General features: G+C 65.0%; 19 protein-coding genes. 2 read left to right on the top strand and 17 right to left on the bottom strand.

Annotation, left to right across the window (positions count from 1 at the left end; translation table 11 throughout):
• Nucleotides 1-11: 11 nt before the first annotated feature.
• The 3 genes from V5279_RS36870 to V5279_RS36860 all read right to left on the bottom strand — a co-directional run bounded on the left by V5279_RS36870 (nt 12) and on the right by V5279_RS36860 (nt 1,369).
• Nucleotides 12-560: a gluconate 2-dehydrogenase subunit 3 family protein gene (locus tag V5279_RS36870; RefSeq protein WP_338691849.1), complete on the bottom strand. Its 549-nt coding sequence runs from the start codon at nt 558-560 to the stop codon at nt 12-14.
• A gap of 92 nt (nt 561-652) precedes the next feature.
• On the bottom strand, nt 653-1,048 hold the full coding sequence (locus tag V5279_RS36865; RefSeq protein ID WP_338691848.1) for a VOC family protein: 396 nt from the start codon (nt 1,046-1,048) through the stop codon (nt 653-655).
• A complete protein-coding gene (locus V5279_RS36860) occupies nt 1,049-1,369 on the bottom strand; it encodes a c-type cytochrome (RefSeq protein ID WP_029081924.1) in 321 nt (106 codons plus the stop codon).
• A 390-nt stretch (nt 1,370-1,759) separates the two neighbouring features.
• Between V5279_RS36860 and V5279_RS36855 the strand changes: the two genes are divergently transcribed.
• Nucleotides 1,760-2,062 (top strand): hypothetical protein, encoded by a 303-nt coding sequence (locus tag V5279_RS36855; RefSeq protein ID WP_166308201.1) that lies wholly within the window; start codon nt 1,760-1,762, stop codon nt 2,060-2,062.
• A gap of 57 nt (nt 2,063-2,119) precedes the next feature.
• Here V5279_RS36855 and arfB read toward each other — a convergent pair whose 3' ends face one another.
• The 8 genes from arfB to V5279_RS36815 form a co-directional block, all read right to left on the bottom strand.
• On the bottom strand, nt 2,120-2,539 hold the full coding sequence (gene arfB / locus V5279_RS36850) for an alternative ribosome rescue aminoacyl-tRNA hydrolase ArfB (protein WP_029081926.1): 420 nt from the start codon (nt 2,537-2,539) through the stop codon (nt 2,120-2,122).
• A 200-nt stretch (nt 2,540-2,739) separates the two neighbouring features.
• Nucleotides 2,740-4,104, bottom strand: coding sequence for a M16 family metallopeptidase (locus V5279_RS36845; protein WP_166303537.1), 1,365 nt, complete (start codon nt 4,102-4,104; stop codon nt 2,740-2,742).
• Nucleotides 4,101-5,492: a pitrilysin family protein gene (locus V5279_RS36840; RefSeq protein WP_338691846.1), complete on the bottom strand. Its 1,392-nt coding sequence runs from the start codon at nt 5,490-5,492 to the stop codon at nt 4,101-4,103. Before V5279_RS36840 ends, V5279_RS36845 begins: the two co-directional genes overlap by 4 nt.
• Nucleotides 5,493-5,657: 165 nt before the next feature.
• Nucleotides 5,658-6,389, bottom strand: a complete 732-nt coding sequence (locus tag V5279_RS36835; protein ID WP_166303543.1) for a hypothetical protein — start codon at nt 6,387-6,389, stop codon at nt 5,658-5,660.
• Nucleotides 6,390-6,489: 100 nt separating this feature from the next.
• Nucleotides 6,490-6,987, bottom strand: coding sequence for a signal peptidase II (lspA, locus tag V5279_RS36830; protein ID WP_338701603.1), 498 nt, complete (start codon nt 6,985-6,987; stop codon nt 6,490-6,492).
• 166 nt (nt 6,988-7,153) lie between these two features.
• Entirely contained in the window at nt 7,154-10,156 is a 3,003-nt protein-coding gene (gene ileS / locus V5279_RS36825; RefSeq protein ID WP_338691845.1) for an isoleucine--tRNA ligase, read from the bottom strand.
• 213 nt (nt 10,157-10,369) lie between these two features.
• Nucleotides 10,370-10,921 carry a sugar O-acetyltransferase gene (locus V5279_RS36820; RefSeq protein ID WP_338691844.1) on the bottom strand — a complete coding sequence of 184 codons (552 nt, stop codon included), beginning with the start codon at nt 10,919-10,921 and terminating at the stop codon, nt 10,370-10,372.
• Nucleotides 10,918-11,889, bottom strand: coding sequence for a bifunctional riboflavin kinase/FAD synthetase (locus V5279_RS36815; RefSeq protein WP_166303552.1), 972 nt, complete (start codon nt 11,887-11,889; stop codon nt 10,918-10,920). Before V5279_RS36815 ends, V5279_RS36820 begins: the two co-directional genes overlap by 4 nt.
• Before the next feature lie 213 nt (nt 11,890-12,102).
• On the opposite strand from V5279_RS36815, the gene V5279_RS36810 reads away from it, so the two are divergent.
• Complete coding sequence (locus tag V5279_RS36810) at nt 12,103-12,498, top strand: response regulator (RefSeq protein ID WP_016844467.1); 396 nt, start codon at nt 12,103-12,105, stop codon at nt 12,496-12,498.
• Nucleotides 12,499-12,754: 256 nt separating this feature from the next.
• Here the strand turns inward: V5279_RS36810 and V5279_RS36805 are convergent, their stop codons facing one another.
• The 6 genes from V5279_RS36805 to pgsA form a co-directional block, all read right to left on the bottom strand.
• Nucleotides 12,755-13,606: a TIGR01459 family HAD-type hydrolase gene (locus V5279_RS36805; RefSeq protein WP_029081934.1), complete on the bottom strand. Its 852-nt coding sequence runs from the start codon at nt 13,604-13,606 to the stop codon at nt 12,755-12,757.
• 15 nt (nt 13,607-13,621) lie between these two features.
• On the bottom strand, nt 13,622-15,034 hold the full coding sequence (locus V5279_RS36800) for an EAL domain-containing protein (protein ID WP_338691843.1): 1,413 nt from the start codon (nt 15,032-15,034) through the stop codon (nt 13,622-13,624).
• Between the two features lie 178 nt (nt 15,035-15,212).
• Nucleotides 15,213-16,172 carry a 50S ribosomal protein L3 N(5)-glutamine methyltransferase gene (gene prmB / locus V5279_RS36795; protein ID WP_338691842.1) on the bottom strand — a complete coding sequence of 320 codons (960 nt, stop codon included), beginning with the start codon at nt 16,170-16,172 and terminating at the stop codon, nt 15,213-15,215.
• Entirely contained in the window at nt 16,172-16,639 is a 468-nt protein-coding gene (locus V5279_RS36790) for a molybdenum cofactor biosynthesis protein MoaE (protein ID WP_338691841.1), read from the bottom strand. The genes prmB and V5279_RS36790 overlap by 1 nt, the downstream gene beginning before the upstream one ends.
• An 8-nt stretch (nt 16,640-16,647) precedes the next feature.
• Nucleotides 16,648-16,899 (bottom strand): molybdopterin converting factor subunit 1, encoded by a 252-nt coding sequence (gene moaD, locus V5279_RS36785; protein ID WP_166303564.1) that lies wholly within the window; start codon nt 16,897-16,899, stop codon nt 16,648-16,650.
• The gene (pgsA, locus tag V5279_RS36780) at nt 16,896-17,510 is read right to left on the bottom strand and encodes a CDP-diacylglycerol--glycerol-3-phosphate 3-phosphatidyltransferase (RefSeq protein ID WP_029081939.1); all 615 of its coding nucleotides are present in this window, start codon (nt 17,508-17,510) and stop codon (nt 16,896-16,898) included. Before pgsA ends, moaD begins: the two co-directional genes overlap by 4 nt.
• Nucleotides 17,511-17,649: the final 139 nt, after the last annotated feature.

Raw genomic sequence — 17,649 nt, 5'->3', positions numbered from 1 at the left:
CGTTGTCCGATTCAGGCTTTCGGCAGCCAGTCGATATCGGCGAAGCCGCGTTTGATGTAGCCGCCATGCTCGGCGGAGGAGCCCTCGTAGCCGAACCTCGGCCACACCTCCTTGTTGTTGTAGAGCGAGACGATGAGGTCGCCGCGGATCTGCTGGAAGAACGCGCTTCCCTCGATCTGCTGCAGCAGCGCGACGCGATCGTTCTCCCAGGCGACCTGGACATAGGGCATCTTGTGGCGGTCGTTGGCCGCCTGATCGAGCCTGATAACGCCGTTATTGATCAGCGATTTGACCGCCGGATCCTTCGCCGCCTTGGCATCCCACGGCTTGACCGCGGTGATGTAATAGCTGTCGCCGAGGAAGTCGTGCGGATAGATGTCGCGCGCCATCTTCAACAGCGTCTTCAGCGTGGCCGGCGTCAGCGTCGAGGCGTCATCGGCCCACGCATCGGTGATGCCGAGCCCGGTGGAGGTCGCGATCGCGACTGCCGGTGCGGTCGCGGCCGCGCCTTTGAGGAAGACACGCCGGTCATATTTGCTGCGTCGATCGATTTCTCTCATGGGTTTCCTCCGTCAACATTTTTTGTAATTGAACCATTTTGTCTGGGCATGATCTTGCCGGAAAACCGGTACCCACTTTTCCGGATCATGCTCTAACCGAACCGCCCGCCGCGCTGGATCACCTCGATCTTGTAGCCGTCGGGATCGGAGACGAAGAAGAAGCGCGCCAGCGTCTTGCCGTCATGCTTGAAGTCGCGCAGCGGCCCGGGCGACAGTTTCTCCTTTTCGAAGCGTGCGTGCTCGGTGTCGACGTTATCGACCACGACGGCGAGATGGCCGTAGCCGTCGCCGAGCGCATAGGGCTCCTTGCGGTCGAAATTGACCGTGAGCTCGACCTCGAACGGCGAGGAGGGATGGCGCAGATAGATCAGCGCGAAATCGGGAAATCGCAGATTGTCCGCGATCTCGAGGCCGAACGCGCGCTTGTAGAAGTCGAGCGCCTTGGCCTCGTCGAACACGCGGATCATCGAGTGCACGGGTTTCGCCATTCAGTTCAGCTCCTTCAGATAGGCGATGATCATGGCGCGAGTTTCCGGCTTGGCCTGCCGATAGGCCATCACGGCGCCAGGGATCACCTCCTGCGGATTGGCCAGCCAGGCATCGAGTCTGGCGTCGTCCCAGACGAAATCAGCCTTGGTAAAGCCCGCGGAATATTTGAAGCCGTCGGCCTGGCCAGCATGGCGGCCGACGATCTTGAAGAGCGACGGTCCCTGCCGGACGGGATCCGATGTGTTGGTGGTATGGCAGGTCGCGCATTGCTGCTTGAACAGCGTCGCCCCGTCGGGCGGCTTGGCGGCAGGCAATGGCATTTGCGCGCCGGCCATTTGCACTGCAAACATCGCGCTGCAAAATCCCAGCGCCAACGTCCACTTGGCCCGCAGCTTTGTCATATACATCACCGCCTCTGTGCGGTGACTGTAGGAGGCTGAAATCGGCCATTGGTAGTAGCGGGCTGTTTCACCGCAGAACAAAGATGGGCGGTGATCTGGCGCGGAACCGATCGTTGCCGCATATGCGAACGACAAATCCGCAAAATGACCGCGAAATCCCTGCACGATCACCACACGACGCAGCTTGCATTGCGCGTGCGCCGTTTGCGGAAAATTCAGTCTCGCGCGATGGGGTTCAGGGTCGGCGCTGCAAACGGCGCACGTCCTGCGCCGCTCCGTCCATCGTCAATTAAAGTCCAGGAGAAATGGATGACGTTTGTGAAAACCAGCGTGCTCGCCCTTGCCGTCTCAGCCGCGATGGCCGGCCCCGTTCTGGCGCAAGGGGCTGCATCGGATACCCAGCTTCGCGGCGGTGCACAGGGCAGGGGTACCATGCAGCAAGGCGGCGGCATGTCCGGCAGCGGCGATGAGGAGATGGCAGCGCAACCGACTGCTCCGACGCAGAAGAGCGGGGCCAACGCCAAGGCGGGCAGCAAGGGAACGGTCGGCAGCGGCCACGCCACGCCGAAGTCCAGCGGTTCCGAGATGGCGCCGGGGACCAAAAAATATTGATCCCGCAATGATCGGATACCGGATGCAGCGCCGCGCGTGCGCTGCGTCCGGTGCTCTTCAATCATCGAAACGGCGGGTGCCGCGGCCGGCCTTGATGTCGCTGCGGTGCTTCTTGCCTTCGAGCCGGCGCTGCTTGGAGCCGAGCGTCGGCCTGGTCGGCCGCCGCGGTGTCGGCCGCACCATCGCTTCCTTCAGCATCTCGAGCAGCCGCTCGATCGCGTCGGCGCGATTGCGGTCCTGGGTGCGAAAGCGGAAGGCCTGGATCACGATCACGCCGTCCTTGGTCATGCGGCTGCCGGCGAGGCGCGCCAGCCGCTGCGCCGCGTCCGGCGGCAGCGTGATCTTGTGCGTGTCGAAGCGGAGCTGCGCTGCGGTCGAGACCTTGTTGACATTCTGTCCGCCCGGTCCGGAGGCGCGGACAAACACGATCTCAATGTCGTTCTCGTCGATCGTAAGGTCGCGGGACACCCGCAGCATGACATCACCCGGTGGGCAAGAATCGGCGGCCGCAGGATAGCGGGTTTGGCTGTGCTTGGCCTAGGTTGATGCAGCGTTCGTGACGTCTGCTACCGGAGTGCGGGGCCACCCCTCTCCCCAACCCTCCCCCCCTTGCGGGGGAGGGTTGGGGAGAGGGGTGGCCACAACGGAGGTGTGAAGTCGGTACGTGCCGAAGCGCGTCAGTTCGCCTTCGGCGGCGCCGACACCGGCTGCGCCGCGGCTTGCGGGGAGCGGCCGACGATCACGGTGAGCAGGCCGTTGCCCCAGAGCTTTTTGGCGACCCGCTTGGCGTCGTCGAGCGTCACCGCATCGACGATGGCGTTGCGCTTCTCGATGTAATCGATCGGCAGCTTGTCGAGCTGGTACTGCAGCATCGCCTGCGCGAGCTTGGAGGAGGTATCGAGTGCCAGCATCTGCGAGCCCTTCAGATAGGACTTCGCCTCGTCGAGTTCCTTCTGCGTCGGGCCTTCCTCGGCGATGCGGCGGACTTCGGCGTCGATCGCATCGACGGTCTCGCCGGCGCGATCGGCGCGGGTGCCGGTGTTGCCGATGAACAGCGCGGAGTGATCCATCCAGACCAGCGCTTCATAGATCGAATAGGCCAGCCCGCGCTTCTCGCGCACTTCCTTGTAGAGCCGCGACGACGACCCGCCGCCGCCGAGAATGTGGTTCACCACATAGGCCGGCATGAAATCCGGGTCGTGCCTGTTGATGCCGGGGCCGCCGAAAGTGACGACGGTCTGCGGCACGTCGAGCGGGACAAAGGCGCGCTGTGGCGGCTTGGTCGCCGCGACGTCGGGAATCGGCGCCAATTCGGCCTTCGCGGGCAGGCCGCCGAAGGTCTTGTCCAGGAGCTTGCCGAGCGTCTCAGGGTCGACGTCGCCGACCACGGCGATGCGCAGCGTATCCTTGGCGATGATGCGGCGGACATAGTCCTTCAGGTCCGATATCTCGATGGTCGGTACGCTCTCGAGCGTGCCGGTGGCGGTCCTGGCATAGGGATGATCGCCGAATGCGAGCTCGAGGAACTTGCGGCCGGCCAGCGACGACGGATTGGTCGATTCGCGGCGCAGGTTCGAGATCACCTGAGCGCGGATGCGTTCGACGTCCTTCGGCTCGAACCGCGCCGAGGTCAGTGCCATCCGCAACAGGTCGTAGGCTTCGTCCTTGTTGTCCTTGAGCATGCGCAGCGAGCCGCGGAATTGATCGCGGTTCGACTGGAAGCTGAGCTCGATGGCGCGGCGCTCGAGCCGCTCGTGATAGGTCTTGGAATCGAGATCGCCGGAGCCCTCGTCGAGTAGGTCGGCGACCAGATTGCCGACGCCGGGCTTGCCGGGCGGATCCTGGCTGGCGCCGCCGCTGAAGGAATATTCCATCGCGATCAGCGGCACGGTCGCATCCTGCACGAACCACGCCTCGATGCCGCCGGGTGACACCAGCCGCTGGATCTTGGCCGCGGCCTGCGAGGGCGCCGATGACAGCGAAAGCAGCGCGGCGCAGGCGCCACCGATCAGCGCTGCACGGCGGGTCAGGGAATAGATCACGAGCGCTTCTCCTCGCGTTTCGGCGCAGTATCCTTGATCAGATAGCCGGTCACCGACCGCTTCTTGTCGAGCCAGGTGGCGGCCGCGGCACGCACCTGCTCGGCGGTCACGGCGCGAATGCGATCCGGCCAGCTCCTGATGTCGTCGATGCTGAGCCCGGTGGTCAGCGCTCCGCCATACCAACGAGCCAGCGTCGCCTGATTGTCCTGGGCGTAGATCGCTTCCGCGATGAGCTGGGTCTTGACCCGTTCGAGGTCCTCGGCGCGGGCCGGGTTCTGCGCGAGGTCGGCGATCACCTTGTCGATCGCGTCCTCGATCTGGGCGAACTCGACGCCCGCCTTGGGCGTCACCGAGATCGAGAATTGCGACGGATCGAGCGAAGTGCCCTGGTAGCCGGCGCCGGCCGAGATCGCGAGGCCCTTGTCGATCACCAGCGAGCGATAGAGGTAGGAGTTGGCGCCGCCGCCCATCAACTGCGCGAGCACATCGAGCGCCTGGCTTTCGCCCGATGCGGCTGTGGTCGCCGAGGGCACCAAATAATAGCGGCGAAGGCCCGGCTGTTCGACACGCGGATCGGACAGCGTCACGGTGCGCGGTGCGGCCGGCGTCGGCTCCTGCGGCCGGACGCGTTTCTCGGGGATCGCCTTCTGCGCCGCGATCGGGCCGAAATTCTTCTCGACCAGCGGTCGGATATCCTTGACGTCGACGTCGCCGGCGATGACCAGGATCGCGTTGTTCGGCGCGTAGAAGCGCCGGTAGAAGGCGAGCGCATCCTCGCGGTCAAGCTTCTCGATCTCCTGGTGCCAGCCGATCACCGGCCGGCCGTAGGGATGGTTGAGATAGAGCGCGGCCATGATCTGCTCGGTGAGCCGGGCGTCCGGGTTGTTGGCAACGCGCATGTTGTACTCTTCGAGCACGACGTCGCGCTCGGGCAGCACATTCTCGTCCTTCAGGATCAGGCCGGTCATGCGGTCGGCCTCGAACTCCATCATGGAGGCGAGCTGCTCGCGCGGCACGCGCTGGAAGTAGCCGGTATAGTCAACCGAGGTGAAGGCGTTCTCGTTGCCGCCGACCCGCAGCACGGTCTTCGAGAACTCGCCCTCCGGATGCTTGGCGGTGCCCTTGAACATCAGATGCTCGAGGAAATGCGCCAGCCCCGATTTGCCGGGCGTCTCGTCGGCGGAGCCCACCTTGTACCAGATCATCTGCGTGACGACCGGCGTGCGGCGATCGGGGATCACCACGACCTGCAGGCCGTTATCGAGCGTGAAGCTGGCGGGGCGTTCCGAGGTGACGGTGGTCTGGGCGCGGAGGCTGGCGCCCGACAGCGGGATCGTGGAAACAAATGCGGCAGCAAACAGGGCAATCGATCGGCGTGAGGGCATCATGATCCTTGTTGAAGCCCGGACACACAGCCGGGGCGCGAAAGCAAGCCATCGTACACGGTCGCATCCGTGCCCGTCGTCACGAAGCGGAGAGACACGCGTCACCCCGCATTAAGCTTTGCTCATGTCAGCCTTCGCCCGCAGAGGCCAAGTGATCGGGCCAATCGATCACTGCACCGGTTTTCCGGACATGACGTCGTACTGGCCCTCTTTCGCCACCGGCTGCATCGGTCCAGTGCCATAGGCAAAGCCCGATGATGGCGTCTGGTAGCCGGGCGGCGGCTCGGTCAGGGATTCGCGCGTCGGCTCACCCTTGAACGGCTTGGACTCGCTGCTGTTTCCCTTGAATATGCCGAGCAGGCCACCATTGTAACCGAGCTGGCTCGGCGACAGCGCCGGATTCGTGCTCACGCCAGGCTCGAGCGGCTCTTTCCGGCCGTCGGTGGCCGTCTGCTGCTTCCGGCCGGCCTCGATCTCGGCCTGCGTCAGCGGCATCGCCGACTCCCAGGACTCCTTCTTGACTTCCTTCTTGCGCGCCGCGATCGCGGCCTTGCGCCTGGCGATATCGGGGTCCTTCGGCCAGTTCGGCGCATTGACCTGGGCGGCCGAAGCGGGCGGTGGCAGGTCGAGCTTCGGCGGCACCACCAGCGGCGAGCGCTCGCGGTAGTCGATGCCCTTGCTGGCCGCGCTCTTGGCGCCGAGCCCGGTCATCAGATTGTCGACGATCCGCTCTTCGAAGGTCAGGCCGTCATCGCCATCGTCGTCATCGTCGCCGGCGCGCACCGGGCCGGCCGTCATGACGAGGCCGATTCCGGCCGCAACGAACGCCAGGCGGAGGCCGCGCATCAGCGGCATCCGGGAGGTCTCGATCAGGTAACCGCGGGCTTTGGTGTTGCGCATCGCGCTATTCCCATCTCAAAATTCGCCCGAGCGATCACTGGCTTAGCGCTCAGTTCCGCTGGGTGCAAGTCGGCCGCCGACCGGCTCGTATCGGCCGGGATCAGGGCGCTTTTACGGCGGGGGTCCCCATCACGGAATCATACAATAGGGCCGCCACGCCAGCAACGATCGCCACATCGGCGAGGTTGAATACGTACCAATTGAAGGTTTTTCCCCCGATCTCGACATGAAACAGGGCGAAATCGACCACGGCGCCGTAGGCGAAGCGGTCGATGCCGTTCCCGATCGCGCCGCCGATGATCAGCCCCAGCGACAGCGTCGCCAGCCGGGTCCGCGACCGCGCCATCCAGATCGCCAGGGCGATCACGGCGGCGGCCTTGACCACCATCAGCAGAATCTGGGCCGCCGGGGTCTCGCTCTGAAACCAGCCGAAACTGATCCCGGGATTCCAGGCAAGCACCAGGTCGAAGAACGGCGTCACCTGCACCGCGCCGCGGTGGGCAATGCCGAAGACGTACAGCAGCCAGAGCTTGGAGGCCTGGTCGGCGATCAGGGTGATGACTGCCGCGATCACGCCGGTGCGGACAGCAGGGGTCATCGGCTTGCCGCCAAAGGCGTCGTCCCGGCGAAGGCCGGGACCCATACGCCGTGCCGGGTATTGTTTGAATGACTTGGGGTCATCAACCTTCGTCCATTCGAGACAGCGGTGGTTATGGGTCCCGGCCCCCGTGCGCAATTGCGCACTAGGCCGGGACAACGGACAGTCAGGAGATGCTGACCCCCAGCGCCTTCCATTCGCGCAGCGCTTGCGCGTCGCGCGGCGAAACGTCGGGATATTCGCGATCCTCGCCGACTGTCGGGAGGATTTTCCACGAGCGCGCGCATTTGGTGCCGACCGCCTTCTCGACCACGACGGCAACGCCGGGCACGGCATCGAGGCGGAAGGCATTGGCCGGCGCCTCGCCCTCGCGCACCTCGTAGTTCGAGGTGATGCAGACTTCGGCGAGGTCGATGTCGAACAGCGTTGCCAACATCTGCCGGTCGGCGACGTAGATCACCGGCGATGCCTCGAGCGACGAGCCGATCCGCTTGGCGGCGCGTTCGAGCTCGAGCGCGCCGGTGACGACGCGGCGGACGTTGCGGGTCGTCTCCCACTTTGCGGCGAGGGCGTCGTCGCGGAACTGCTCGAGGCCTTCGGGGAACAGCGTGAGGTGCACCGAGGGCTCCGCGTTCGGTCGGTACATCCGCCAGGCTTCGTCGGTGGTGAAGCTCAGGATCGGCGCCAGCCATTTCAGGATCGCGTCGCACAACAGGTCGATCGTGGTCAGCGCCGCCTTGCGCGCCACCGACGACGGCGGATCGCAATACAGTGTGTCCTTGCGGATATCGAAATAGAACGCCGACAGCTCGGAGTTCATGAAGGCCGCGAGGCTTGCAACCACGGTCTTGTAGTCGAACTCCGCATAGGCCTTGCGGATGGTCTCGGCGTGCCCGGCCAGTTCGTGCAGCATCAGCCGCTCGAGCTCGGGCATCTCGGCAAAGCCGACCTTCTCGCTCGGCTTGAAGTGATGCAGCGTGCCGAGCATCCAGCGGATCGAGTTGCGCAGCTTGCGATATGTCTCGATGGTGTTCTTCAGGATCTCCGGGCCGATGCGCTGGTCATCGGCATAGTCGGTGGCGCAAACCCACAGCCGCAGGATGTCCGCGCCGGAATCCTTGATCACCTTCTGCGGCTCGACCGTGTTGCCGAGCGACTTCGACATCTTGCGGCCGTTCTCATCGAGCGTGAAGCCGTGGGTGAGCACGATGTCGTACGGCGCGCGCCCGCGCGTGCCGGCGCTTTCCAGCAGCGAGGAGTGGAACCAGCCGCGATGCTGGTCCGAGCCTTCCAGATACATCACGGTGTCGTCGCCACCATCGATCTTGCGAACGATGTTGCCGAGCTGCGGGAAGTTCTGGCGGTCTTCCAGCACGAAGGCGTGCGTCGAACCGGAATCGAACCAGACGTCGCAGATGTCGTCGACCTTCTTCCAGTTCTCCGACGCGCGGGCCCCGAGGAAGCGCTCGCGGGCGCCGTCCATGTACCAGGCGTCGGCGCCTTCTTCCATGAACGCCTCGGCGATGCGCTGGTTGACGACCTCGTCCTGCAGGATCTCGGCCGAGCCGTCGCTGTTCTCGCGCACGAACACGGCGATCGGCACGCCCCAGGCGCGCTGCCGCGAGATCACCCAGTCCGGACGGTTGGCGATCATGCCGTTGATGCGGTTCTCGCCGGCCGGCGGTACCCATTGCGTGACCGAGATCGCGTGCAGGGCGCGGGCGCGCAGCGTGTCGCCCTTCTTCGCATGGCCGTTCTCCGCGATGTCCTTGTCCATCGCGATGAACCATTGCGGCGTGTTGCGGAAGATCACCGGCTTCTTGGAGCGCCAGGAATGCGGATATTGGTGCTTGAGGCGGCCGCGCGCCAGCAGCTTGCCGGCCTCGATCAGCGCCTTGATCACGGCCTCGTTGGCGTCGCCCTTTTCGCCCTTGTCGTTGATCACGCGCTTTCCGGTGAAGCCCGGCGCCTGTGCGGTGTAGGCGCCGTTCTCGTCGACCGTGTAGGGGATCGCAGTCGGGATGCCGCGCGCGTCGAGCTCGCGGGTGTTGGCGGTCCAGACGTCGAAGTCCTCGCGGCCGTGGCTCGGCGCGGTGTGGACGAAGCCGGTGCCGGTGTCGTCGGTGACATGCTCGCCGGCGAGCAGCGGCACGGTGAACTCGTAGCCGCCACCGAACCCGCGCAGCGGATGGGCGCATTCCACGGCGTCGAGCGTGTCGCCGGGGATATCGCGGACCTTCTCATAGGCCGTGACGCGCGCCTGCTTGAACACCTCGGCGGCGAGCGCATCGGCCAGGATCAGGAGATCGCCGTTCCTGGCCCAATTGTCGGCCGGCGCATCCGTGACCTTGTAGAGACCGTAGGCGATTTTCGGCGAGAACGAGATCGCGCGGTTGCCGGGCAGCGTCCACGGTGTGGTGGTCCAGATCACGACCGAGGCATTGGCCAGCGCGCCATGCGCCGGCGAGGTGACCGGGAATTTCACCCACACCATGTCGGAGGTGTAGTCCTCGTATTCGACCTCGGCTTCCGCGAGCGCGGTCTTCTCGACCACGCTCCACATCACGGGTTTGGAGCCGCGATAGAGCGTGCCGTTGGCGGCGAACTTCATCAGCTCGCGGGCGATCGCAGCTTCCGCCGGATAGCTCATGGTCTGATAGGGATGGTCCCAGTCGCCGATGATGCCGAGCCGCTTGAACTCCTCGCGCTGCACGTTGATCCAGTGCGTCGCATAGGCGCGGCATTCCTTGCGGAATGCGACCATCGCGGCGGAGTCGCGGAAGTCGGGCTTCTGCTTGCCCTTGGAGCGGTAGTTCTCCTCCTCGATCTTCCATTCGATCGGCAGGCCGTGGCAATCCCAGCCCGGCACGTAGTTGGAGTCGAAGCCGAGCATTTGTTGGCTCTTGGTCACGACGTCCTTGAGGATCTTGTTCAGCGCGTGCCCGATATGGATGTTGCCGTTGGCGTAGGGCGGGCCGTCATGCAGCACGAATTTGGCGCGGCCCTCGGCTTCCTGACGGAGCTTGGTGTAGAGGCCGATGTCGTTCCAGTATTTCAGGATTTCCGGCTCGCGCTGGGGCAGGCCGGCGCGCATCGGGAATTCCGTCTGCGGCAGGTAAAGGGTCTTGGAATAGTCGTTGGCGTCGGTCTTTTGCGGCTTGTCGGACATGAAGGCTCTGATTTGGCAGGTGAGGGCGCGGATACGCGATCAATCGCGGGTGAAACGGCGAAAGTCCCGGTCTTGCGCCGAGCCTTCAGGCTCAGGCGGAAGCCGGGCCGCTAATCCGTATGATGCGCCGCGAAAACATGGGGTTTCCATAGCAGCCGGGCAGGGAAATCGCAAAGCCCCCCGCCGCCGGCAAATCCGGACCGCCGGGGTGTTCTAGGCCTGCCGCGGCCGGGCCGGATTTCCGGCCACGATGGCGCCCGGGGCGACGTCCCGGGTGACCACGCTGCCGGCCCCGACCAGGGCGCCGTCGCCGATCGTGACGCCGGGCAGGATGATGGCACCCCCGCCGATCCAGACGTCGCTACCGATCCGGATCGGGCGGCCGAATTCCAGCCCGGCGCGCCGGGTCGCGGCGTCGCGCGGGTGGTCGGCGGTATAGATCTGCACCGCGGGCCCGATCTGGGTGCGATCGCCGATCGCGACCTCGACCACGTCGAGGATGACGCAATTGAAGTTCAGGAACACGCCGTCGCCGAGGCTGATATTGCTGCCGTAGTCGCAGAAGAACGGCGGGCGGATCACGGCATCCTTGCCGACCCTGCGGAAGCGCTCGGCGAGCAGCGCGTGCAGCTCGCTTGCGGAAGAGGCGCCTGACGCGTTGTAGCGCGTCATCCAATGTTCCGCCGCGGTATGGTCGGCGGCGAGCTCGGCATCGGGGCGATACAGTTCGCCCGCCAGCATCTTCTGCTTCTCAGTCCTGTTCAACCAATCGCTCCGAGCTGCGGGAACGCATCGGGTGCCGCGGCCAGCACCGCGCGCGCCTTGGCGCTGTCGTCGTCCATCTGGCGGATCAACGCCTCGATGGTGTCGAATTTCAGCTCTTCGCGAATGAAACCGATGAATGCGACATCAAGGACCGTGTCGTAGAGATCGCCCTTGAAGTCGAACAGGAACACTTCGAGCAGCGGCGCGCCGTTGTCGAAGGTCGGACGCCGCCCGAAGCTTGCGACCCCGTCGAAACGTTGCGAGCCCTTGCCGACCCGCACCGCATAGATGCCGTGCTTCAGGCCGCAATGCTTGTCGAGGCGGATGTTGGCGGTGGGGTAGCCGAGGTCGCGGCCGCGCTTCTCGCCGTGGATCACCTTGCCGGTGACGAACCACGGTCCGCCCAGCATCGTGGTGGCGTCAGTGACCTGGCCCTCGGCGAGCGCCATGCGGATGGCGCTGGAGGAAACCGGACGCTCCTCGATATCGACATGGGCCTGCACATCGACCTCGATGCCGAGCCGCGGCGCTTCGCTGACCAGCAGGCTCGGCGAGCCGACCCGGCCCTTGCCGAAATGGAAGTCGTAGCCGACCGCGATCCCGCTGATGCCGAGCCGGTCAATCAGGTCATGATGAATGAAGTCCTGTGCCGTGGTGCCGGCGCGCGCCTTGTCGAAGGTCATGACGACCGCGCCGGCAAGCCCCGTGGCCGCGAGCAGCCGCAGCTTGTTGGTCTCGTCCGTGAGGCGGAATTGCGGGGTGTTCGGGCTGAAGAAGGAGCGCGGATGCGGCTCGAAGGTGACGGCCAGCGCGGGCACGCCATGTGCCTTGCCCATCGCGAGCGCCGCGCCGATCACGGCGCGGTGACCGAGATGGACGCCATCGAAATTTCCCATCGCGACCACGGCGCCCTTCGGAATGGCGCTGGCGGGGGTGTTGTCGCGGATAACGGTAAAGCCGGTGCTCATTTCAGGGATTCTTCAAGGATTCTTAAGCATGATTGTTGCGGGCCGGACCGTGACGCGGCGGCGGCGTGGAAGTCAAGCGTAGCGAAAATCGCGTCAAATCCGTAACAATCCGGATTCAGCCGGTTAACGCGCTGTTTAACGCCTGCTGTTAGTCGTTGGCGGAAAGCTGCGTTTGCGCAGAAGCCAGTTGCGTCAGTTGTTTTGGGGGAAAAGATGGCGGTTGATTTGTCCATGCCGGTTCTGGTGGTTGATGACTACAGCACCATGATCCGCATCATCCGGAATCTTCTCAAGCAGCTTGGATTCGAGAATATCGACGATGCCTCCGACGGCTCGGCGGCGCTGAACAAGATGCGCGGCAAGAAGTATGGCCTGGTGATTTCCGACTGGAACATGGAGCCGATGACCGGCTACGACCTGCTCAAGGAAGTCCGCGCCGATCCCAACCTCGCGACCACGCCCTTCATCATGATCACGGCGGAATCCAAGACCGAGAACGTGATCGCGGCCAAGAAGGCCGGCGTGAACAATTACATCGTCAAGCCGTTCAACGCCGCCACGCTGAAGACCAAGATCGAGGCGGTTTTCCCGGACATGGCGACGGCGTAAGCACCGTTCATCGCACCAACTGAATATCTCGTCATGCCCGGGCAGAAGCGCGAAGCGCGTCTTCGCGCTAGATGTCCCGGGCATTTGCGTCAAATGCCAATGCGATAGTCCTGCCGGGAGGGTGTGCCTGCACGATTTCGGAATATTGGAAGAATGTCCCTGAGTTGCCCGACGTGTCAAGTCGCCGGGTCGACCGTCAGCCGCCGGCGGCTACTTTGCATGGGGTTGTTTTCGATATTTTGGCTGTGAAGCGCCGCTACCACTTCAGGTCGCGCATCAGCGCGCGCGGCGGATGGCCGAACAATTCCTTCACCGAGGCCTGATCGAGCTGCTCGATGCCCTCGAACTGATCGGAATGGATGCCGCGGGTGACGAACAGCAGATCGATGCCGAAGCCATGGGCGCCGGTGAGGTCGGTGCGCACGGAATCGCCGATCGCGAGCACGCGGCTGAGTTCGGTCGGACGCCCGCGGCGCTCAGTGGCCAGCGCCATGGCGCGTTCATAGATCGGCCGGTGCGGCTTGCCGTAGAAGATCACCTCGCCGCCGAGTTCGCGATAGAGTTCGGCGACCGCGCCGGCGCAATAGATCAGCCGGTCGCCGCGTTCGACCACGATGTCGGGATTGGCGCAGATCAGCGTGAGCTTGCGCTCGAGTGCCTTCAGCAGGGTGTCGCGATAGTCTTCGGCGGACTCGGTCTCGTCGTCGAACAGGCCGGTGCAGATGATGTAGTCGGCCTGCTCCAGCGGCACCATGGTGGCGTCGAGGCCGCGATGGATCGAACTGTCGCGCTCCGGGCCGATCCAGAAGATCTTCTGGCCGGGATGATCAGAAACAAAATGACGCGTCAGGTCGCCCGAGGAGACGATCGCGTCATAGGTCTCGTCGGCGACGCCGAGCTTGCGCAACTGCCGCTGCACGGAATCGGCCGGCCGCGGCGCGTTGGTGATCAGGATGACGGTGCCGCCCTGCTGGCGGAAGGTGTGCAGCGCCGCGCAGGCCTCGGGAAAGGATTCGAGGCCGTTGTGCACGACGCCCCAGATGTCCGACAGCACGACGTCGACGCCGTCGACGAGATCGCGCAGCCGCTCCACAAAACGCAGCGTCATGAGGCGAACCGTTGGTTAGTTCGGACCGAGCGCGCGGCGCGCCAGCGCAGCGCTGCCGGTGGTGCGCGGTGGCGCTGCGGGGCTGGAGACGGGTGCGGAAGTGCTGGCGCCATTGAGGTCCTGGGGCTTGGTCTGTGCAGTCTCGGCGGTAGCAGATGCCCCTTCCGGCCGCAACGGCCGCGGCGGGGCGAACAGGAAGCCCTGGCCGAACCGGACATCGAAGTCGAGCAAATCGACCACCGAGCGCTCGCCCTCGATCCGTTCGGCGATCAGGTCGATCCCGTAGCGGCCGAGCAGGTCGGACAGATCGGAGGGATGGATATCGGTGGTCGCGCTCTGCCTGGCGTCGAGCAGCAGCGCGGCCGGCACCTTGATGAAGCGGACGCCGCGATCGGCGAGCTCGCGCGGCTCGAGGCGGAGGTCGCTGACATGGTCGATCGAGAAGCGGTAGCCGCGCTGCGCCAGCGCTGCGAGGTTCTCGCTTTCGACCGGGCCGAGATTGCGGAAGGTCGCCTGCTTGAACTCGAGCACGAAGGACGGCGCCAGCGCGCGGTTGGCCTCGAGGAAATCGAGGCATTGGGTGAAATCCGCCGGGTTGGACAACGTCGCCGACGCCACGTTGCAGAACACGCCGACATCCTTGCTGCGGATCATCAGGCGTCGCAGCACCTGGACGCAGCGAAGCATCACCATGTGGTCGATACGGCCGATCAGGCCGCCGGCCTCGGCGGCCTCGATGAAATCGTCGGCGGCAAGGACCTGGTCGCGCTCGTCGCGCAGTCGCGTCACCGCCTCGTAGTAGCGCACCTTGCGCTGCGGCAGCGTCACCATCGGCTGCAGGTAGATGTCGAGGCGGTTCTCATCGAGGGCGTGCCTGATCGCGCCGATGAGTTGGGTCTGGCTGCGTGAGATCGCTGACGGAGGTGCAGGTGGCGGCGGGGGCGCAAACACGACGGTCGGTGCCGGCGGGACCGGCTGCAGCAGATCGTCGCGCAATGATGCAACCGGCTGCGCCACGGGACCTGCCGCCAGCAGATCCTCATGATGGGCGACGGACGCCGCAAGCTGCTTCACCAGTCCGCCAAGCTCGCTGATCTCGCCGGCCATGCCCTGGATCCGGTCGGCGCCGGTGGAGTTGGCCGAAGCGACGCGGCCTTCGACCGCGGCCAGCCGGCGGCCGAATTCGGCGACCTGGCGGGCGAGGTCGGCGGTGCCGCGCGACAGATCCGCGATCTGGCCGCCGACATCGCTGCGGTCGCGCAACCGCATCGAGACGGCGTTGTAGAGGATCAGGCAGGTGAGGGCGGTGAGCGCCACGATCGCCGATTCCGATCCGCTGATGCCCGCCACCGAATACAGCACGAAGCCCAGCGAGGCTGCGAGGAGCACCATGCAGATGGCGATGAAGATCGTCGAAATGCGAATCATGTCGCGCGCCCGCGCCCTCTCTCCGAATGTCCCCGGACCGCAACCTTAGCACCATTGTTGATTCGACGGGCCTGCGATCTTCGGAACCGGCTGGAACTGCACACGATTTTCGCTTCGTCCAGATCGGGCTCGGGAAGCCGGGCTCCGCAATAATCCGGACCCGGCCGCGGCGCGCCGGTCAGAGGTCCGCGGCGGCGATCCAGAATACCTCGCCCTCGGAGTCCTCGGTGTCGAGCCAGAGCAGCGGCAGGTTCGGATAGGCAGCCTCGAGATTGTCGCGGCCGCGGCCGATCTCGCAGAGCAGGCCGCCCTGCGGGGTCAGATGTTGCCTGGCCTGGTCGAGCAGGCGGCGGACGATATCGAGCCCGTCAGTGCCGCCATCGAACGCGATCTTCGGCTCGGCGCGGCACTCGCGCGGCAGCGCCGCCATGCCTCTAGCGTCGACATAGGGCGGGTTCGAGATGATGAGATCGTAGCGGCGGCTGCCGAGCGGCTTGAACAGGTCGCCGCGATGGAGCGTCAGGCGATCGTCGAGGCCGTGGTCGGCGACGTTGCGCGCGGCGACTTCCAGCGCATCCTTCGAAATATCGACCGCGTCGACCGCGGCGTTGGCGAAATGCCTGGCGGCCAAAATCGCAAGACAGCCGGAGCCGGTGCAGAGGTCGAGCACGCTTTCGACGTCCTCTGGGTCGCCGATCAATGAGGTGCCGTCCTCGTCGCCGCCGAAATGCGAGTCCAGCAATTCGCCGATGAAGGAGCGCGGCACGATGGTGCGCTCGTCGACATAGAACGGCAGGCCGCGCATATAGACCTTGTTGACGAGGTAGGCGGCCGGCTTTCGCGTCGCGATCCGCCGCTCGATCAGGTCGAGGATCTGCTTGGCCTCGGCAATGGTGACGCGTGCGTTGGCAAAGTTCTCGAACTGGTCGGGGTGCAGGTGCAGCGACTCGCAGATCAGGAACGCGGCCTCGGCCACCGGATCGGTGGTGCCATGCGCGAACACGAGCTTGGCCGCGTTGAAGCGGCTGACCGCGTAGCGCAGGAAATCGAACAGGGTGTGAAGCTCGCCGGCGCCGACCTTGGGCGCTTTCGGCGCGACGGGGCCGCGCCTGGCCGGCACTTTGCTGCGCTTGGCCATCAGGATTTGGTCCAGCGCGCGGCGGCCGCGTCGTCATGGTCGCGCGCCTCGATCCAGCTCGTGCCGCGCGCGCTTTCCTCGCGCTTCCAGAACGGTGCGTTGGTCTTGAGATAGTCCATCAGGAACTCGGCTGCCTCGAACGCGGCTTGCCGGTGCGCCGAGGCGGTCACGACCAGCACGATGTTCTCGCCCGGCGCGATGCGGCCGAAGCGATGGATGATGGTGAGGCCCTGCAAGGGCCAGCGCGACAGCGCCTCGTCGGCATGGCGTGCAATCTCGGCTTCCGCCATCTCAGGATAATGTTCGAGCGTCAGCGCCGCGATCGGCTCGCCCTGTTCGCTGCCGCGGCAGATGCCGCTGAAGCTGACGACCGCGCCGACATCGGTGCGCCCCATGCTCAACTCCGCAATCTCCCGCGCGACATCGAAGTCGGCTTCCTGGATGCGGATGGTCGCTGCGACAGCCATGATGAGATTTAGCCGCCGGTCATCGGCGGGAAGAACGCGATCTCGCGGGCGCCGGAGATCGCTGCGTCCGATTTGACGTGGGCGTGGTCGATCGCGGCGCGGATCACCGCGGGCTTCTCGAAGGCATAGGCGTAGGCATCGTCGCGCGCGGCAAGCCAGCCGATCAGGTCGCCGACGGTGCGCACCTCGGCCGGCGGCTCGATGACCTCTTCGGCCTTGCCGACGCGTTCACGGACCCAGGCGAAATATTTCAGCTTCATCCCTCATCCTCCTTGATGAGGTGATGGATGCCGGCGCGGAAGTAATCCCAGCCGGTGTAGATGGTGAAGATCGCCGACATCCAAAGCAAAACGATGCCGATCAGGGTGGTCGCCGGAACGACCTGCTCGCCCGCTTCGCCGGCGATCAGGAAACCGATCGCCACCAGCTGGATAGTCGTCTTCCATTTCGCAAGCTTGGTGACGGGAACGCTGACCCGCAGTCCTGCGAGATATTCGCGCAAGCCCGAGACCAGGATCTCGCGGCACAGGATCACGATCGCCGCCCACAGCGTCCAGCCATGGATCGAGTTGTCGGCGGCCAGCATCAACAGGCTGGAGGCGACCAGAAGCTTGTCGGCGATTGGATCGAGCATCCGGCCGAACGCCGACTGCTGGTCCCACATCCGGGCGTAGTAACCGTCGAGATAATCGGTGATCCCCGCCGCGATGAATACCGCCAGCGCCACCCAGCGCAGCCAAAGCGGGCCGTCCAGGATCGATTGCCAGTAGACGCAGCCGATCACCACCGGGATGGCGGCGATCCGGGCATAGGTCAGGATATTCGGGAGGGACAAGGTCTTGGGCTGTCCCCGGGTCGTGGCGATGTTCATCCGTTCTACCAATACCGCTGAAGCAAGAAGGTCAACCGTGCGCAGGCCAAAGCGCGGTGAGATTACGCCGAATCCTCATGGCACTTTAGCTCCTTGTTTATGCATGATCTCCGCGCAAACGCCTCGCGTTTGTCGCGAG

Origin of the sequence: Bradyrhizobium sp. 26S5 (assembly GCF_036923295.1) — a bacterium.
Lineage (GTDB): Bacteria > Pseudomonadota > Alphaproteobacteria > Rhizobiales > Xanthobacteraceae > Bradyrhizobium > Bradyrhizobium septentrionale.
This window is presented reverse-complemented; position numbering and strand designations above follow the sequence as displayed.